The sequence below is a fragment of the Nostoc sp. genome (genome assembly GCF_036916655.1).
Taxonomy (GTDB): domain Bacteria; phylum Cyanobacteriota; class Cyanobacteriia; order Cyanobacteriales; family Nostocaceae; genus Nostoc.
In genome coordinates this window covers 23,062-37,531 of record NZ_JBALFY010000021.1, presented here as the reverse complement: position 1 = coordinate 37,531, position 14,470 = coordinate 23,062, and the positions used below count along the sequence as shown (strand labels likewise).

The following is a 14,470-nucleotide window of genomic DNA, read 5'->3' as shown; positions in this document are numbered from 1 at the left end:
TTTAGATTAAATAATCTTTTGGTTCACACCAGACTAATATCTTGCTACGCAATACAAATCCAAAATCCAAAATTTAAAATCTGTGTATACTTTGTCTTTTGGCTAGTACTCCATGACTTCTGATTCTGCGATTCCCAATCTCAAGTCAAATTCTGCACTTCCTAATGCAGAAACAAACTCTATCCTTTCTGAGGCAGAGAGAAATCCTACTGTTTCTGACGTAGAGTCAGATTCTATCCTCCCGGATGCTGAGTTAAAATCTGTCCTCCTTTATTTAAAATCAAATACTGTACCTGGGGATATAGAGTCAAATCCCTCTCAACCAGATATAGAGTCAAATCCCTCTCAACCAGATGTAGAGTCAAATCCTGATGCTGCATCAGATTTTATTCTTACTGATTTAAATCCCAATGAGTTAGCATTACCAGGGCATCGCGTAAATGATAATACTCAAGTCCAGTTAAAGAGTAAGGAGGGACGACTGTTATTAATTTTGCCCCCAGAATCTCAAGCATCCGCCTCAGAACTTACTTGGTCTGATATTTGGCAACAAATCAGGCAACGTCTGAGTGCAGGCGATCGCTTCCGTATATCTAATACACCTGTGCATTTAATGGCACAAGACCGTTTAGTAGATGCTAGACAACTCCAAGAACTTGCCGAAGCTTTAAGTGAAGTCCAACTGCGACTCATATCTGTCTCGACGAGTCGTCGGCAAACTGCGATCGCTGCTGTCACATCGGGGTATTCTGTAGAACAATTACAGCCAGTAACTTCCCTGAGTTCAGAACCAGTGGCTACAGCCATCCCCCAAGAAGATGCCCTCTACTTGGAAATGACAGTCCGCTCTGGAGTAGAAATTCGTCATCCTGGGACAGTAATTCTCTTGGGAGATTTAAACCCAGGTGGTATTGTAATTGCAGATGGAGATATTATTATCTGGGGTCGCCTACGTGGAATTGCTCATGCTGGGGCTGGAGGCAATCGTGAGTGTCTGATTATGGCCTTGCAAATGGAACCAACCCAACTTCGGATTGCAGATGCCGTAGCAAGGGCACCAGAAAAACCGCCAATGCAGTTTTCTCCAGAGGTGGCACATATTACGCCCCAAGGAATTCGCATCGCTAGGGCTACTGATTTTTCCAGAAACCAATTCACCAAGAGCAATCAAGAGCCATAAATATTTACTTAAAGAATGAAGTATATAAGTAAGGATGAAATAAAACAAATATTCATGCCTCACTCATCAGGGAGAACAGATATTTCTTCATACTTGATACGATACTTCATACTTTATACTGCAATTTACTGTTTTATATTTCCTGAACCCTCATCGACCGCATTTCTATCATGACTCGCATTATTGTGATTACCTCCGGTAAAGGAGGAGTGGGTAAAACCACAGTTTCAGCAAATTTGGGCATGGCTTTAGCCAAAATGGGGCGTCAAGTTGCCTTGGTTGATGCAGATTTTGGTCTGAGAAATTTGGATTTGCTGCTAGGGCTGGAAAACCGCATTGTTTATACTGCGGTAGAAGTCTTAGCCAGAGAGTGCCGTCTCGAACAAGCCTTGGTGAAAGATAAGCGCCAACCCAATCTCGTACTCTTGCCGGCAGCCCAAAATCGCTCTAAAGATGCAGTCACACCCGAACAGATGAAGTTATTGGTGAATGCACTAGCACAAAAATATCAGTATGTAATTATTGATAGTCCTGCTGGGATTGAAAATGGATTTAAAAATGCGATCGGCCCGGCCAAAGAAGCGCTAGTTGTCAGCACACCAGAAATTTCCTCAGTTCGTGATGCCGATCGGGTAGTGGGGTTACTAGAAGCACAAGGTATCAAGCGTGTTCATTTAATAATTAACCGCATCAGACCCGCAATGGTGCAGGCAAATGATATGATGTCAGTGCAAGATGTTCAGGAACTTCTCGCCATTCCCCTGATCGGGGTAATCCCTGACGACGAGCGTGTTATTGTATCTACCAATCGCGGCGAACCCTTAGTTTTAGCGGAAAATCCCTCTTTAGCTGCCACAGCCTTTGAGAACATTGCTCGTAGATTAGAAGGGGAAAGTGTCGAATTTCTGGAGATTGACCCATCCCAAGACAGCATCTTCGCCCGTCTACGAAGGTTGTTGTGGACAAAGATTGTTTAATTTACTTTTCTAGTCTCCGCCCCAGACCTATTCGTAATGATTGAACTTCTAGAAAAACTTTTTTCTCGCGGCCCCGATAGCAGTCGAACTCAAGTTAAACGTCGCCTGCAATTGGTGATTGCTCACGATCGCGCTGACTTAGATCCTCAAACGTTGGAAAAAATGCGAAAAGAAATCCTAGATGTCGTCTGTCGCTATGTCGAAATTGAGACAGAGGGCTTGGAGTTCTCTTTAGAAAGCAACCAACGAACCACAGCTTTAATTGCCAATTTACCCATCCGTCGGGTAAAAGGTGCCATACCTGAGTGGGAAAGAGGTGATAAGCCGTAGGGACAATTCATGAATTGCCCCTACTTAAATTTTAATTTTAAGTATTTTACTTAGGCATGCAGTTAAATTGTTCCTTCTTGGTAAGGACAAAATTCCTGAATTGAAATTGTATATCTAACAGAACTTACCCAGTGACATCAGTCATTGCGATCGGAACGCAGTGTAGAGAAGCAATCTCGTCAATACTAGGATTAGGGACTGACAAATAAATAAAAAATATCCAATTAACTCTTGTGGGGTGGGCATCTTGCCCGCCCAGTCCATAGGGCGGGCAAGATGCCCACCCCACAATACCTACAATATTGGATAATCTACTTCTTGGCGTACCCTGCGGGAAAGATTACGCAAACGTAATGACAAATATTTAGCCGATTCAGCAAGGCCAAAAATATTGATCGCATAAAAAATCCCGTTGTCGCCACTACTAGTAACAACGGGAGTATATAGGATTTTTTTATAACCTATCGGTAGGCGACTTGTGGGCCTGCCCAAATTTCTGTCACCTTTTTACCAAAAGTAATCGGTTGATCGTTGTCTGTTGTCGTGACAGTCTTGCCATCATTAGTAACTTGCACTAAGGGCCAGTTATCCTCACCCAACTCGCCTGCACGGAACAACACCTGATCTGGTTGACTTTTACTCCAGCCTAACAAGACAGCAACTTTATCATGCTGTTCTTCCCCATTGACAGGAGCAACTGTATTAGCGTGATTTTTTTGCCGATCCCAAATCACTGCACTATCTGTAGAATCACCTGTGTTAAATATACCTTCAAACTTGCGTGCTAGGAAGCGATCGCCTTTTTCTGACCAGCTAACTGGAACTAATACCCCAATCTTACCGCTCGGATCAATTTCTTCTGAAGATTCTGCCTTTACAGCCTTTACCCCTAATAAAGGATCGCTAACTGGAGTAGTTGAAGCCATCACCCACAATTTCTTAGTTTGCATATCTTGAACAAACAGAACACTGGTGACACGGCTGTTGTACATTTGGGGTTTGACCTCCAGTTGTACCCGGCTATAAACAGCATATTTACCATCTGGAGAAATCACAGGTACGCTGCGATAATGACGCACTCCAGAACCACCCTTAGAACCAATTGCCTCTTGAGTTGCTGTAATCCATTTCCAAGGAATCGGATGAGGACTACCGATAGGATCTATTTGTTCTGCCTGGGACTCATTAACTGGTTCTGCAACAGGTATTTCTGTCGCTGTGGTTGATTGTGATTCTCTAATAGTTGGTGCTACTTGAGTTGCTGTCAAAGACTTTGTTCTAGAGGGAGAATTTTCTTGTCCTCTCAAAGACTTGACATTAGCAGCTTTGAGTTTTCGTACTAAATTCAGTTGACTAACTGGAATATCTGTTGATGGTGCGAGTTCAATGGCTGCTAAAGAATCGGGAATCGTTACATCGCTGCTTGAAACAGCACTATCTAATTGATCCAAAGACTCAATTTTATCTGCTAGTAATACTTGCGATTCGTGAACAGCACTACTTTCTGTTGGTGCAGAGTCAAAGTCTTCTTCTATTAATGAGTCGATTTGATCTGTTTTTAATAATGTTTCAGCTATCTCAGGTTCCCCAACTACAGCTATTTCCTTTAATACAGAGTCAGACTCTCCAGTTATCGAAGTTAGTTTAGCTACTTCGGATCTTACTGGGTTCGAGTGAGTCGATGCCCCTAGCAAGGGTGCAATCAATATTACAACGACAACGTAATTGAGAAATGGTTGGGCGCGGAACCATCCTGACAGCAAAAGGGGTTTAAGCATTTGTAGACTCTCTAGAAGGGGTGGTTGCTATGTGAGAAGCAATACCTATGCAGCAATGGGACAGGCGGTAGTTATATGTATAACAAGAAACTAAAAACTTTGACTAGATAATTGCTTCAAAGTTTGTAGAGTTTTACAAAAATTAAGTATCATTGTCTACACCTTTTCTTCCTAAGGTACTGAATGTTTTTTGGCAAAAATATGCGAGTATAGTAAATATGCTGAAAGCTCAGTAATTACTACACGATCTATAAGGTTGCTATACCCAACCACACCAAAAATTAGGTATTGGTTAAATGATATTTCGGGTAGAGTTTGGAGAATGACGCTTGCAACTAGGAGTGAGATAACTTAGCTTCTGGGGATCGTACTAGCGATCGCTAGTACACAGCAAATAAGCAAGTTACACACTAAATATAACAGCGCAAACCCTCAAGATGGTAAACGTGAGGCGTTAATTAAAAACCTGGGAAAGAAGACGCATAATACATCATACTCAGAAGATATTGCTATCAGCAACCCAAAGTTATAAATTGCTATCTAAACTACAAAAATAGCTAGAAGACGCAATAGTTTTTTGGAAACGCAACTGTATTTCAAACCAATTTCGGGAAGACGACGGGGAACACAACAAAAGTTACACGGTAGATGCTCTAGCGATTCGCAACGAAAAACCACTAAGTGATTAGGTTCACTAGAGGCAGATGCAGTTGATACTAGCTCTTAAACTTGCAAACTTAACTATTAAGTTAATCAAGCAGGCTTTGGTTTCATGAATACGAAAGTATTGTACCACCAAACAGCCAATATTATTTACAGAGAATCAACTGTGTTTTGCAACTGCTTTCTAGAATACATTAGCCTACTAGATGCTAGCTGAGTGATTTCTGTTTCAAAATACAACTTAAATGTTGTCAGTTGTGAGGGGCGCACTTACGATTAACTAATGACTAACAACTAATGTATTAATGAAAATTGTATTTTTTGGTACACCCCAGTTTGCTGTACCCACATTGGAAAAATTATTGAATCATTCAGAATTTGAGGTGCTGGCAGTTGTTACCCAACCAGATAAACGTCGGGAACGCGGAAATAAACTGACGCCAACACCAGTAAAAGCGATCACAACTGCTCACAATTTACCAGTATGGCAACCCGAACGAGTCAAAAAAGACACTGAAACTTTAACCAAACTTAAAGAATTAGATGCAGATGTGTTTGTTGTTGTCGCTTATGGACAGATTTTATCGGCAAAAATCTTGAAGATGCCAAAATTGGCCTGCATTAATGTGCATGGCTCAATTTTACCCAAATATCGCGGTGCAGCGCCGATTCAGTGGTGTTTGTATAATGGTGAGAGTGAAACGGGGATCACGACGATGTTAATGGATGTGGGGATGGATACCGGCGCAATGCTACAAATTGCCACTACACCCATTGGATTACTAGATAATGCCCAAGATTTAGCCGAAAGACTAGCGGCGATTGGTGGAGATTTATTGGTAGAGACTCTGTTGAAGTTGGAACGTCAAGAAATTCAACCAATTCCCCAAGATAATTTAGCCGCTACTTATGCGCCTCTGATTCAAAAACCAGACTATGCTTTGGATTGGTCAAAAAGTGCGATGCAATTACACAATCAAATTAGAGGCTTTTACCCTAACTGCACGGCTACCTTTCGTAACAACTTGTTGAAAATCACCGCTTCTGCGCCCCTTGGTTCTGTAGGCGATTGCGATCTACCACCAGAACTGCAAGAATTACTGCATAAATTGCCTGATTTGTCAAACACATTAGACAAACCGGGAGTTGTAGTTAGCATTATCAAAGGAATTGGTGCGATCGTCCAAACTGGGGAAGGATTGTTGTTGTTGCGAGAAGTTCAGCTAGCCGGGAAACGTCCCCAGTCGGGATGGGATTTTGTTAATGGTAGCCGCTTAACTGTGGGAGAAGTTTTTGGTACGGGAAGTTGAGGGGTTGCCAATTTTAGATTTTGGATTGAAGGAAAAAGTATTCGACTGAATTGTAATGAGCTTGCTTGCCCTTCCTCTTGCCGTTCGCGCAGCATCTCTTAAAGAAGGGTCGAAGTAGCGCTCACACCGAAATCCAAAATCTAAAATCCAAAATTAAATCGCTTCTAACTTTTCATAAAAACGACAAGATTCGCAAGGGCCATCTGGGTTGACTGCACAGCGAATGAGTTCGGAATGAGCATTGTAGCAGCAGGTGGCATCACCGATTACCCAACGTCCTGCTACCAAACTTTTCTCAGATGGTCGTTTAGCAGATTGGACATAAATGGCAATATTATGCAGGCGGTAGCGCCCAGCTTGAAGTTGGTATCGATGGCGGCGTTCTAAAACGGCGTAGGTTTTACCTTGAAAATCGAGATAGTTTCCGGGTTGGGGTGTCCAATCAAGTTGCACCCTACCCAGGGACTCACGCGGGTGAGTCAGAATCACCTCGGTTGGTAAAGAGTCTGGCTCCATAAGCTGATGTTATTTGATTTACATTACATTATAAGGATAGTATCGCGATCGCTTCCTTTAGCTTACCGAATTTAGATTACAATTATTGATTAACTCTTAGCGTCTGGAAAAATTATGGCAACCAAAAGTTAGGTAAGATAGATTTGCCCAAATCACGCAAAGTTTGGTTGAGCGATCGCGCCAATTGGATATGCGCTTCATCCTCTTCTACAGCTAAAATCTCAGATGGCTGACCTTCTCCCAAATAAGACACCACCAAATTTGCCGCCTCCAAACCAGTAACATAAGCCTTTTCCTGCGACCAAGAACCATGACGGTTCACAATCCAATCCCCACTCATAAACACATTCTCAAAACTGGTCTTAGCGGGCAACATATAACGATAGCTGCCAGGTGCAAAGTGAGTCACCGCTTGAGGTAGCCGAATTACACTACTATCAATTATCTTTGCCTCCCGAAACGCGGGTACACAAGTTGCTAAATAACCCTGAACTATTGCTAAAATCTCCTCATCACTCAAATTGAGAAACTGATTCGCGTGATAGAAATCAGCTTCAATCACTGTTCCCGGTTCATCCCGATATTCATCATGTAGAGCATTCAAATCAAAAAACGTCCAACCCGTACTTGCGTCGAATCCAAAACAAGCATTAGAAGGACGAGGAATATCAACTTTCCGGTCAAACCATAGTCGCGTTGCTAAAACATCAATTGCCCCTAAATTGTTCAAATTACGGAATTCTTCACGGCTTTGTAAACTAGGGCTAGTTGAGACAATTTTCTTCATCCCCGTGACTCCAACCGCAAAAATCACGGCATCTGCTTCAATTACTTCATCACCACAAACCACACCCTTAACTTGATTACTATCAACAATTAAGTCTGTAACTCGACGCTTGGGTAATACTCGCGCACCAGCCTTTTCGATTCGTTCCACCCAAGGACGAAATATCTTTTCTCCGACAGTTCCCCGGCACCAAACCACATCAAAATCGGCTTGATGAGCCAGAATAAAAAAGTAAAGCATCCCTAAAGTTGCGGCGGCTGAACACTGTTCGCCAGGGGCAAACAAGCCCACTAATAACATCGGTTCAAAAGCCTCGCGGTAAAGTCGTGCGGAAACGTTAAAATCTTTGAACAATTCACGGGCAGTTACAAAGTCATAGCGCCGCCAAGCTGCATCAGAATTATCAAAATCAACGACAGCATAAAGTAAAGGCAGGGCACTGAGACGATCTATTAGTGGCACCCGCTTAAACTGAGTGTAGAGAAAAGTTCCCAGTGGCGATGGAAGTCGCGGTAAGTCTTGAAAAATTGGTGATTCAACTTCCAAACCTGCTGGCGAATATTGCGAAGAACGAGTCCAAGTAGTAAAAGGATTAATTTCTAATTCATTAATTAAAGAAAAAATATTTCTGTAAGGATACCAGAAGCCATGAATGCCAGCTTCAACAGATTTTCCGGCTGCTGTTTGCCAACCCGCCACCAATCCACCAGGATAGGGGCCTGCTTCGAGAAGTGTCACATCATAACCTTGTTTTGCCAAATGGTAGGTTGCTCCTAAACCAGCCCAACCAGCACCTACAACTACCACCCGTTTTGGTTGTAACCCTTCTACCATCCCACCCTCCGATTGTTGCAGTCCATCAACTTAATGTATACGAGCTTGTATTTTAATCAGGTGACGGGTTGTTATTATAGCGGTTTTCACTTGGATGCAATAGGCGCTTTAATAGTACATTCCATCGAATTTAAAATAGTTATAGACTTTCAAAAAAGGTTTAGGGTAAGCAGTTCAGTAAAAATCCCTTGCGGTTAATGCTGAGTTGAGAGTATAACAGAAAACAGACTTAACTATTCATGAGGAATAATCATAATGTCTCAATTAGCAGATGTAAAATTTAGTCTGAATGACTTTGAATTACGAGATGGGATTTATTTTCCTAGCGACTATGAGCAATTAAATAATACTCAACATAAAAAAACATGGGACGCAATTGGTAAAACATATTATGGTTCCCAAAAAATTGAAAAAATTACAGATGCCTCACCAATTAAACAAGATTACACTCTGTTAACTGGTACGCCTGGAGGTACTTGGAACAAATTTCCATTGAATAAATCTGTTGGTTCTATTCTGGAAATTGGTTCTGGTTATGGTCGCGCACCTTTACATCTCTCGAAAGCGAAAAATCTCAGATGCGAGAAATATTACGGCATTGATATTTCTGAACCTTTATTGCGGCGATTAATCAAGGTTAAACAAGAATACAATTTTTTCCCAGAAGCGGAATTTAACTTGATTTGCACTTCTGCGGAAATATTGCCTTTAGAAGATAATTCTATAGATTTGGTGATTTCTAACTGCGTCTTTATGCATATCCCAGATGCACAATTAAGAAAATTATTAGCTGATATCTCTCGTGTGCTAAAACCTGGTGGAATTTTTGTTTTTAATCATTCCTTTCACAACAAGTCTTGTCCTTCTCACATTATCCATAATTTTATCAGAAGGCTGAATCCATTTGTGAGAAATCCAGTTTATCTCAAGCAATATTCAGCCGCAGAAATAGATGAAATGTTAGCTACTGCTGGGATAAAAGCGAAGTGTCCACAATACATTGTCGAACCAACAGCAGAATATGCAATTTTGCCGGAAACCATCAAAGGGATTCCAGTACCTTTTGCTAATGCTATCAACAGAAGTCTTAAGCCATCAGGTAATTTAAAAGAAACCCTGGCTTATGGTTTTAGTGCTTATAGTGCTAAATTGGACTAATTAAGAAACTCTCCGATTATCACAATAAACTGAATACAAATAATCTAAAAAAGCACAACAATATTGTGCTTTTTTTTTAAATAAATGCCTATGAACTTTGTTTTTTATTTTTTGCTTTGGGTTTAATTGTTTAGTCTAAACTCCAATAGTTATCCGCAGATGATATAACTTTCATACGATTCGGCTAAGAGGATGTTTTAAAAGTATTGGGCGAATAGAATTCGCTACTACACAAACAAAGTCCACCTCCGTGGACTAAGAAAAATTATGGGATTTAACCTGCGTAGGCGACTAGAAGTCTCGTGTAGCTGCAACTTCTAGTCACCAAGGCTAGTATGAATTGAGACTTTACAAACATTCTCTGAGACTTGATACCCAACTGAACGCAAATTTTGTTTCAAGTTTAGATAGTTTTTGGGATTTACTTGATTTATTGCGATGTAGGTTACCAACTTTTTCTAAAAAATTAAAGCTAAAGTTGGTAAATTATGAATTAGTTGAGCTAATTCTTCCCCAGACAACTATGCCATTGGATTTATCGCCTCTTTGGATATCACTCAAAACTTCATTACTTGCCACATTTATCACCTTCTTCTTGGGTATCGCTACTGCCTACTGGATGCTGGGATATCGTGGCAAAGGTAAATCACTGATTGAGGGTATCTTTATTGCGCCCTTGATTTTACCGCCTACGGTTGTTGGGTTCTTGTTGTTGCTATTTTTTGGCAAAAATGGCCCTGTAGGGAAATTCATGGCGGGTTTTGACTTCACCATCGTTTTTACTTGGTATGGTGCGGCGATCGCAGCCACAGTAGTTTCTTTCCCTTTAATGTATAAAACTGCATTGGGAGCCTTTGAACAAATAGATGGTAATCTACTACGAGTTGCTAGAACCCTTGGTGCAACTGAAGCCACAATCTTTTGGCGCATCAGTTTACCCCTGGCACTACCTGGCATTGTCGCCGCCACAATGTTAGCTTTTGCCCGTGCTTTGGGAGAATTCGGCGCGACGTTGATGCTAGCTGGTAACATTCCTGGACAAACGCAGACAATCCCAATGGCGATTTATTTTGCAGTGGAAGCGGGAGCAATGAATGAGGCTTGGTTTTGGGCGATCGCAATTATGGTGATTTCTCTATCTGGAATAATTGGGGTTAACTTTTGGCAAGAATTGAGGGAGAAGGGGAGAGGAGAGGGAGCAGGGGGCAGGGGGCAGGGAGCAGGGGGAGAAATTCTCTACACCCCAGACTCTAGCTTTGAATCTGGGGGATTGTTTGTCAATATTGAAAAAATCCTTCCTAGCTTTGATTTAAAAGTTGCTTTCACTACTGATGAGCAACCTTTGGGATTATTGGGGGGTTCTGGTGCAGGTAAGAGCATGATTTTGCGCTGCCTTGCGGGGATAGAAACGCCTTCTAGTGGACGTATAGTTTTAAATGACAGAGTACTGTTTGACTCCGAACAAGGGATTAATTTGCCCAGCCGCGATCGCCGCATCGGTTTTTTAGTGCAGAATTACGCGCTGTTTCCGCACATGAGTGTGGCGCAAAATATCGCTTTTGGTTTGCCCAAAAAACTATCGGCTGGGAGCATTCGGGTGCAGGTAGAGGAGCAACTAATAGCGATGCAGTTGCAGGGATTAGGCGATCGCTATCCGCACCAACTCTCAGGGGGACAACAACAACGGGTAGCCTTAGCAAGAGCATTGGCAAGTCAACCGGAAGCGTTACTTTTGGATGAGCCATTTTCCGCACTTGATACGCATCTGCGTAGCCAATTAGAGCAGCAAATGACAGAAACTCTAGCTGATTACCAAGGTGTGACTTTATTTGTCACCCATAATATGGAAGAAGCTTATCGGATTTGTCCAAATTTATTAGTGTTGGAGCATGGTAGAGCCGTTCATTATGGCTCAAAACATGAGATTTTCCAGCATCCTGCTACTGTGAGTGTCGCCCAACTCACTGGATGCAAAAACTTCTCTCGTGCTGTTCTCCAGTCATCACAACAGGTAGAGGCGACTGATTGGGGTTGTACTCTGCAAGTAATTGAACCAGTCACGAGCGAGTTATCCCATGTCGGCATTCGTGCCCATCAGTTCATTTTTACCAACGACTCATCACAGGAAAATACCTTTCCCTGCTGGCTAGTGCGAACAAGTGAAACGCCCCATCGAATTACATTATTTCTCAAACTACATTCGGCTGGCAAGAATTCTCAAGATTATCATCTGCAAGCTGAAGTCTTTAAAGAAAAATGGGCGACGATGAAAGACCAGCCTTTTCCTTGGTATGTGCGTTTAGATCCTCTGCGGTTGATTTTGATGGCATAAACGCAGAGATATATAGATAGAGATTAATCGCGTTCGTTCAGGCTTAAAGAAGCCTTAGAATTATCGGCAACAAAATAGAAAAAATTAAGAAAAGTTTGTGGTATCGTGCATTGTCAGCAATTTACCACAAACATTTTTAATAAATTAAATCCAAGCGTTGCGCGACTCCAAGATTTTTTTGGTGATAGCTACGCTAGATATTTCCTGATTACTTTAATATCTAAATTGAAGGTATTGACCATCATATCCAAGATATTTTGCATTAGGAAAATTGCGTTCATGTGAGCCAAGATAATAGGTTTGGTTCAGTCTTAATTGTGGTGGCACAGGCCCATGATAAGAAAGAGATATTCTATTAGCTTCAGCATTGCCAGTTAAGCCTTGAACAATGTAATGGTGGGGTGGTTGATTATCATTAACAAAAGCTCCAGTCAGCAGAGTGCTACTAAAATTAGATAACAACTCAGTGTTTCCCCAGTGAAAAAGTGTGATATTAAAACTCTTACATCCTGAGAAAGTTACACAAGCGCTACCTTCTAAAGTAATTCGCTTTTCAGCTACTCGCAAACATACATTCAAGTCCCATTTTGCTACTGAATAATTTCCTTTCAATGTTAAGCAGGGATGTGCTGGGCTAATTTCACCTGTGATGATAGTAATACCAGCAACCTTAAGTGTGATTGCAGCACTGGGAGTGCTGAGATTAAGGTCATAGCATATTTGAAGTGGGCCAAAAATTGAAACACAGCCTGAAATGTCTGTGAGAGTGCCAACGTTTACAGGTGGTTGAATGTCAGTAGTAAGTTTAGGCTCTGTGGTCACGCTGGGATCGTAAGAGATATCAGAGAGAATATCTTCGGCGTATGAAGTAATAGACATAAAGACTCCTTTGTTTACGAATTATTTTTGAGATGTTTTTGGTTAATTAGAAGCTGAAATTTCATCTTCTAATTGATGGTTTTTAGCGCTAGACAACTACAAAATTGATAGGACAAATTGACCACATCAGACATATTTTGCATTTGCAAGTCAGCCCGTTAGGTTGTTGCCTTGATTGTAGATGGATTGCTTAAAACCTTTGTAAAAGGTCTATTTGAGTCCTGAACTTATCTGTTTTTCAGGACACTTTTACTCTATTAGTTAAATTCAAGTATGTCGATGAGGATAACTTAAGTAAAGTTAAGGAGATAATCGAGTAGATATTTATATAAAAGTTAAGGTCAATTCTTTAATGGGTTGAAAAAATTGGTTTAGGGGCTTCCAAATACAAAAATAATCAATTGTTTTAGGGAGACTTGGGAGAGATATTGCTACCTTATCTACCTTGTCCCTCTTATCCCCCTTGTCCTCCTGCTCCTTACTTCAAGCGCCCAGACCCCAAAGAGTCTGAGCGCTTGAATATTAGGTTGCAGAGAAACTTCTGCTAGATTGTCGTGGAATTATGCGGGCATCATGTGCATACTTCTGCAAGACTCTGCACACTTGCGGCAAGCGGCAGCACATTCCATCATTTTGGCGTCATCGCTCATCATCTCACACGCCATTGCAGTGCGATCGCACATCTCAGCGCAAAGCATACAAGTGCGTTCCATGAACTCAGAACCGCTCATCATCATATTCATGCACATCATGCACATTTCAGAGCAATCGCGCATCATGCTCATCATGCTCATCATGTTCTTATCCATCTGCTGGCCACCTTTGCTCATGCAATGAGTCATGGTTTCCATACACATTTTATGACAGTCCATACAAACATCCATGCAAGCCTGCATTTCTGGAGTCATGGTTTCAGTCATCATCATCATCATCATCGGAAATACCTCCTGATATTTTTGATGTATAGATAGTGTCCTTTCAAGGACTACTCATCACATTAGTCCTATCCTTTTAAAGAGTCAATGGGGTTTTTAATCCAGAATTTTAAGGCTACTATCCCGATATAATTACCGGGAATTTCAACTAATTCTACACTAGCTTGGTGTTGTTTTTCTGGAGACTACTATACATTAAGGCTTGGAAACTCCCATTGCGGAGTGGGGGTTTAATTTTGCAAGTCAATTTTACATTGGGTATTTAAAGTTAGAGTTAAATCTAACTAGAAAATAATGTTATTTTTTTTAACAAATCAATGCCTAAATAAAGCATTCATTACAGCAGTTTTCATGTATTTGAACCACATTTGTCGTTAGGGCACAGCAATGTTCATTGGTGTCAACTTAGCGTGAAACCGCTTGTCGCCGGGAATTGAAATTCCCGTATAATAGCTAAAGTCATTTGAAGATGACTAAATATCGCCAAAAATCTCCAGTATACTTAAGCTAAAAGTAAAAGAAATTTATTTCCGGGCGGGCATGGAAGCCAACAGATAAGCTATTTCCAGCTTAAGTTGACACCTGTGAACAATGCTGTGCCCCTACCGCGTGGTCTATTTACCTGAAAATAGCTGTAACTTATATCAACTTGAAGATATCCCTCTTTTGTCACTCTCCGAAAACATTTGCCATTTCTGGATTCTAGAGCTTTTGTATAGCAAGCGATCGCGCGATTCTTTTCTAATAACAAATACAAGACCAATTTTTTTCTAATAGTATAGCTTGTATTG

11 protein-coding genes are annotated in these 14,470 nt (G+C 41.3%); 6 read left to right on the top strand and 5 right to left on the bottom strand.

Going from position 1 to position 14,470, the window contains the following annotated elements:
- The first annotated feature begins 112 nt into the window (after positions 1-112).
- The 3 genes from minC (at position 113) to minE (ending at position 2,487) form a co-directional block, all read left to right on the top strand.
- A complete protein-coding gene (minC, locus tag V7L31_RS05440; RefSeq protein WP_334695301.1) occupies positions 113-1,180 on the top strand; it encodes a septum site-determining protein MinC in 1,068 nt (355 codons plus the stop codon).
- Positions 1,181-1,350: 170 nt separating this feature from the next.
- Positions 1,351-2,157 (top strand): septum site-determining protein MinD, encoded by an 807-nt coding sequence (minD, locus tag V7L31_RS05435; protein ID WP_179067073.1) that lies wholly within the window; start codon positions 1,351-1,353, stop codon positions 2,155-2,157.
- A 36-nt stretch (positions 2,158-2,193) separates the two neighbouring features.
- Positions 2,194-2,487, top strand: a complete 294-nt coding sequence (gene minE, locus V7L31_RS05430; RefSeq protein WP_334695300.1) for a cell division topological specificity factor MinE — start codon at positions 2,194-2,196, stop codon at positions 2,485-2,487.
- Between the two features lie 461 nt (positions 2,488-2,948).
- Here minE and V7L31_RS05425 read toward each other — a convergent pair whose 3' ends face one another.
- Positions 2,949-4,265 (bottom strand): hypothetical protein, encoded by a 1,317-nt coding sequence (locus V7L31_RS05425; protein WP_334695299.1) that lies wholly within the window; start codon positions 4,263-4,265, stop codon positions 2,949-2,951.
- Between the two features lie 968 nt (positions 4,266-5,233).
- Here V7L31_RS05425 and fmt point away from each other — a divergent pair.
- Positions 5,234-6,238, top strand: coding sequence for a methionyl-tRNA formyltransferase (gene fmt, locus V7L31_RS05420; RefSeq protein ID WP_334695298.1), 1,005 nt, complete (start codon positions 5,234-5,236; stop codon positions 6,236-6,238).
- A gap of 153 nt (positions 6,239-6,391) precedes the next feature.
- Here the strand turns inward: fmt and V7L31_RS05415 are convergent, their stop codons facing one another.
- Both V7L31_RS05415 and V7L31_RS05410 read right to left on the bottom strand, forming a co-directional pair.
- Positions 6,392-6,754, bottom strand: a complete 363-nt coding sequence (locus V7L31_RS05415; protein WP_179067068.1) for a DUF6464 family protein — start codon at positions 6,752-6,754, stop codon at positions 6,392-6,394.
- Between the two features lie 112 nt (positions 6,755-6,866).
- Complete coding sequence (locus V7L31_RS05410) at positions 6,867-8,375, bottom strand: hydroxysqualene dehydroxylase (protein WP_334695297.1); 1,509 nt, start codon at positions 8,373-8,375, stop codon at positions 6,867-6,869.
- Positions 8,376-8,630: 255 nt separating this feature from the next.
- Here V7L31_RS05410 and V7L31_RS05405 point away from each other — a divergent pair, with 255 nt between their 5' ends.
- Both V7L31_RS05405 and modB read left to right on the top strand, forming a co-directional pair.
- A complete protein-coding gene (locus V7L31_RS05405) occupies positions 8,631-9,533 on the top strand; it encodes a class I SAM-dependent methyltransferase (protein WP_334695296.1) in 903 nt (300 codons plus the stop codon).
- Between the two features lie 523 nt (positions 9,534-10,056).
- Positions 10,057-11,865 carry a molybdate ABC transporter permease subunit gene (gene modB, locus V7L31_RS05400; RefSeq protein WP_334695295.1) on the top strand — a complete coding sequence of 603 codons (1,809 nt, stop codon included), beginning with the start codon at positions 10,057-10,059 and terminating at the stop codon, positions 11,863-11,865.
- 213 nt (positions 11,866-12,078) lie between these two features.
- On the opposite strand, the gene V7L31_RS05395 is transcribed toward modB, so the two are convergent.
- Both V7L31_RS05395 and V7L31_RS05390 read right to left on the bottom strand, forming a co-directional pair.
- On the bottom strand, positions 12,079-12,744 hold the full coding sequence (locus V7L31_RS05395; RefSeq protein WP_334695294.1) for a hypothetical protein: 666 nt from the start codon (positions 12,742-12,744) through the stop codon (positions 12,079-12,081).
- Between the two features lie 560 nt (positions 12,745-13,304).
- Positions 13,305-13,676, bottom strand: coding sequence for a four-helix bundle copper-binding protein (locus tag V7L31_RS05390; RefSeq protein WP_334695354.1), 372 nt, complete (start codon positions 13,674-13,676; stop codon positions 13,305-13,307).
- Positions 13,677-14,470: the final 794 nt, after the last annotated feature.

Excerpts from the sequence above, each read along its gene's own strand:
- minC (WP_334695301.1), top strand. The coding sequence starts at position 113 with ATGACTTCTGATTCTGCGATTCCCAATCTCAAGTCAAATTCTGCACTT.
- minD (WP_179067073.1), top strand. The coding sequence starts at position 1,351 with ATGACTCGCATTATTGTGATTACCTCCGGTAAAGGAGGAGTGGGTAAA.
- minE (WP_334695300.1), top strand. The coding sequence starts at position 2,194 with ATGATTGAACTTCTAGAAAAACTTTTTTCTCGCGGCCCCGATAGCAGT.
- V7L31_RS05425 (WP_334695299.1), bottom strand. The coding sequence starts at position 4,265 with ATGCTTAAACCCCTTTTGCTGTCAGGATGGTTCCGCGCCCAACCATTT.
- fmt (WP_334695298.1), top strand. The coding sequence starts at position 5,234 with ATGAAAATTGTATTTTTTGGTACACCCCAGTTTGCTGTACCCACATTG.
- V7L31_RS05415 (WP_179067068.1), bottom strand. The coding sequence starts at position 6,754 with ATGGAGCCAGACTCTTTACCAACCGAGGTGATTCTGACTCACCCGCGT.
- V7L31_RS05410 (WP_334695297.1), bottom strand. The coding sequence starts at position 8,375 with ATGGTAGAAGGGTTACAACCAAAACGGGTGGTAGTTGTAGGTGCTGGT.
- V7L31_RS05405 (WP_334695296.1), top strand. The coding sequence starts at position 8,631 with ATGTCTCAATTAGCAGATGTAAAATTTAGTCTGAATGACTTTGAATTA.
- modB (WP_334695295.1), top strand. The coding sequence starts at position 10,057 with ATGCCATTGGATTTATCGCCTCTTTGGATATCACTCAAAACTTCATTA.
- V7L31_RS05395 (WP_334695294.1), bottom strand. The coding sequence starts at position 12,744 with ATGTCTATTACTTCATACGCCGAAGATATTCTCTCTGATATCTCTTAC.
- V7L31_RS05390 (WP_334695354.1), bottom strand. The coding sequence starts at position 13,676 with ATGATGATGATGATGACTGAAACCATGACTCCAGAAATGCAGGCTTGC.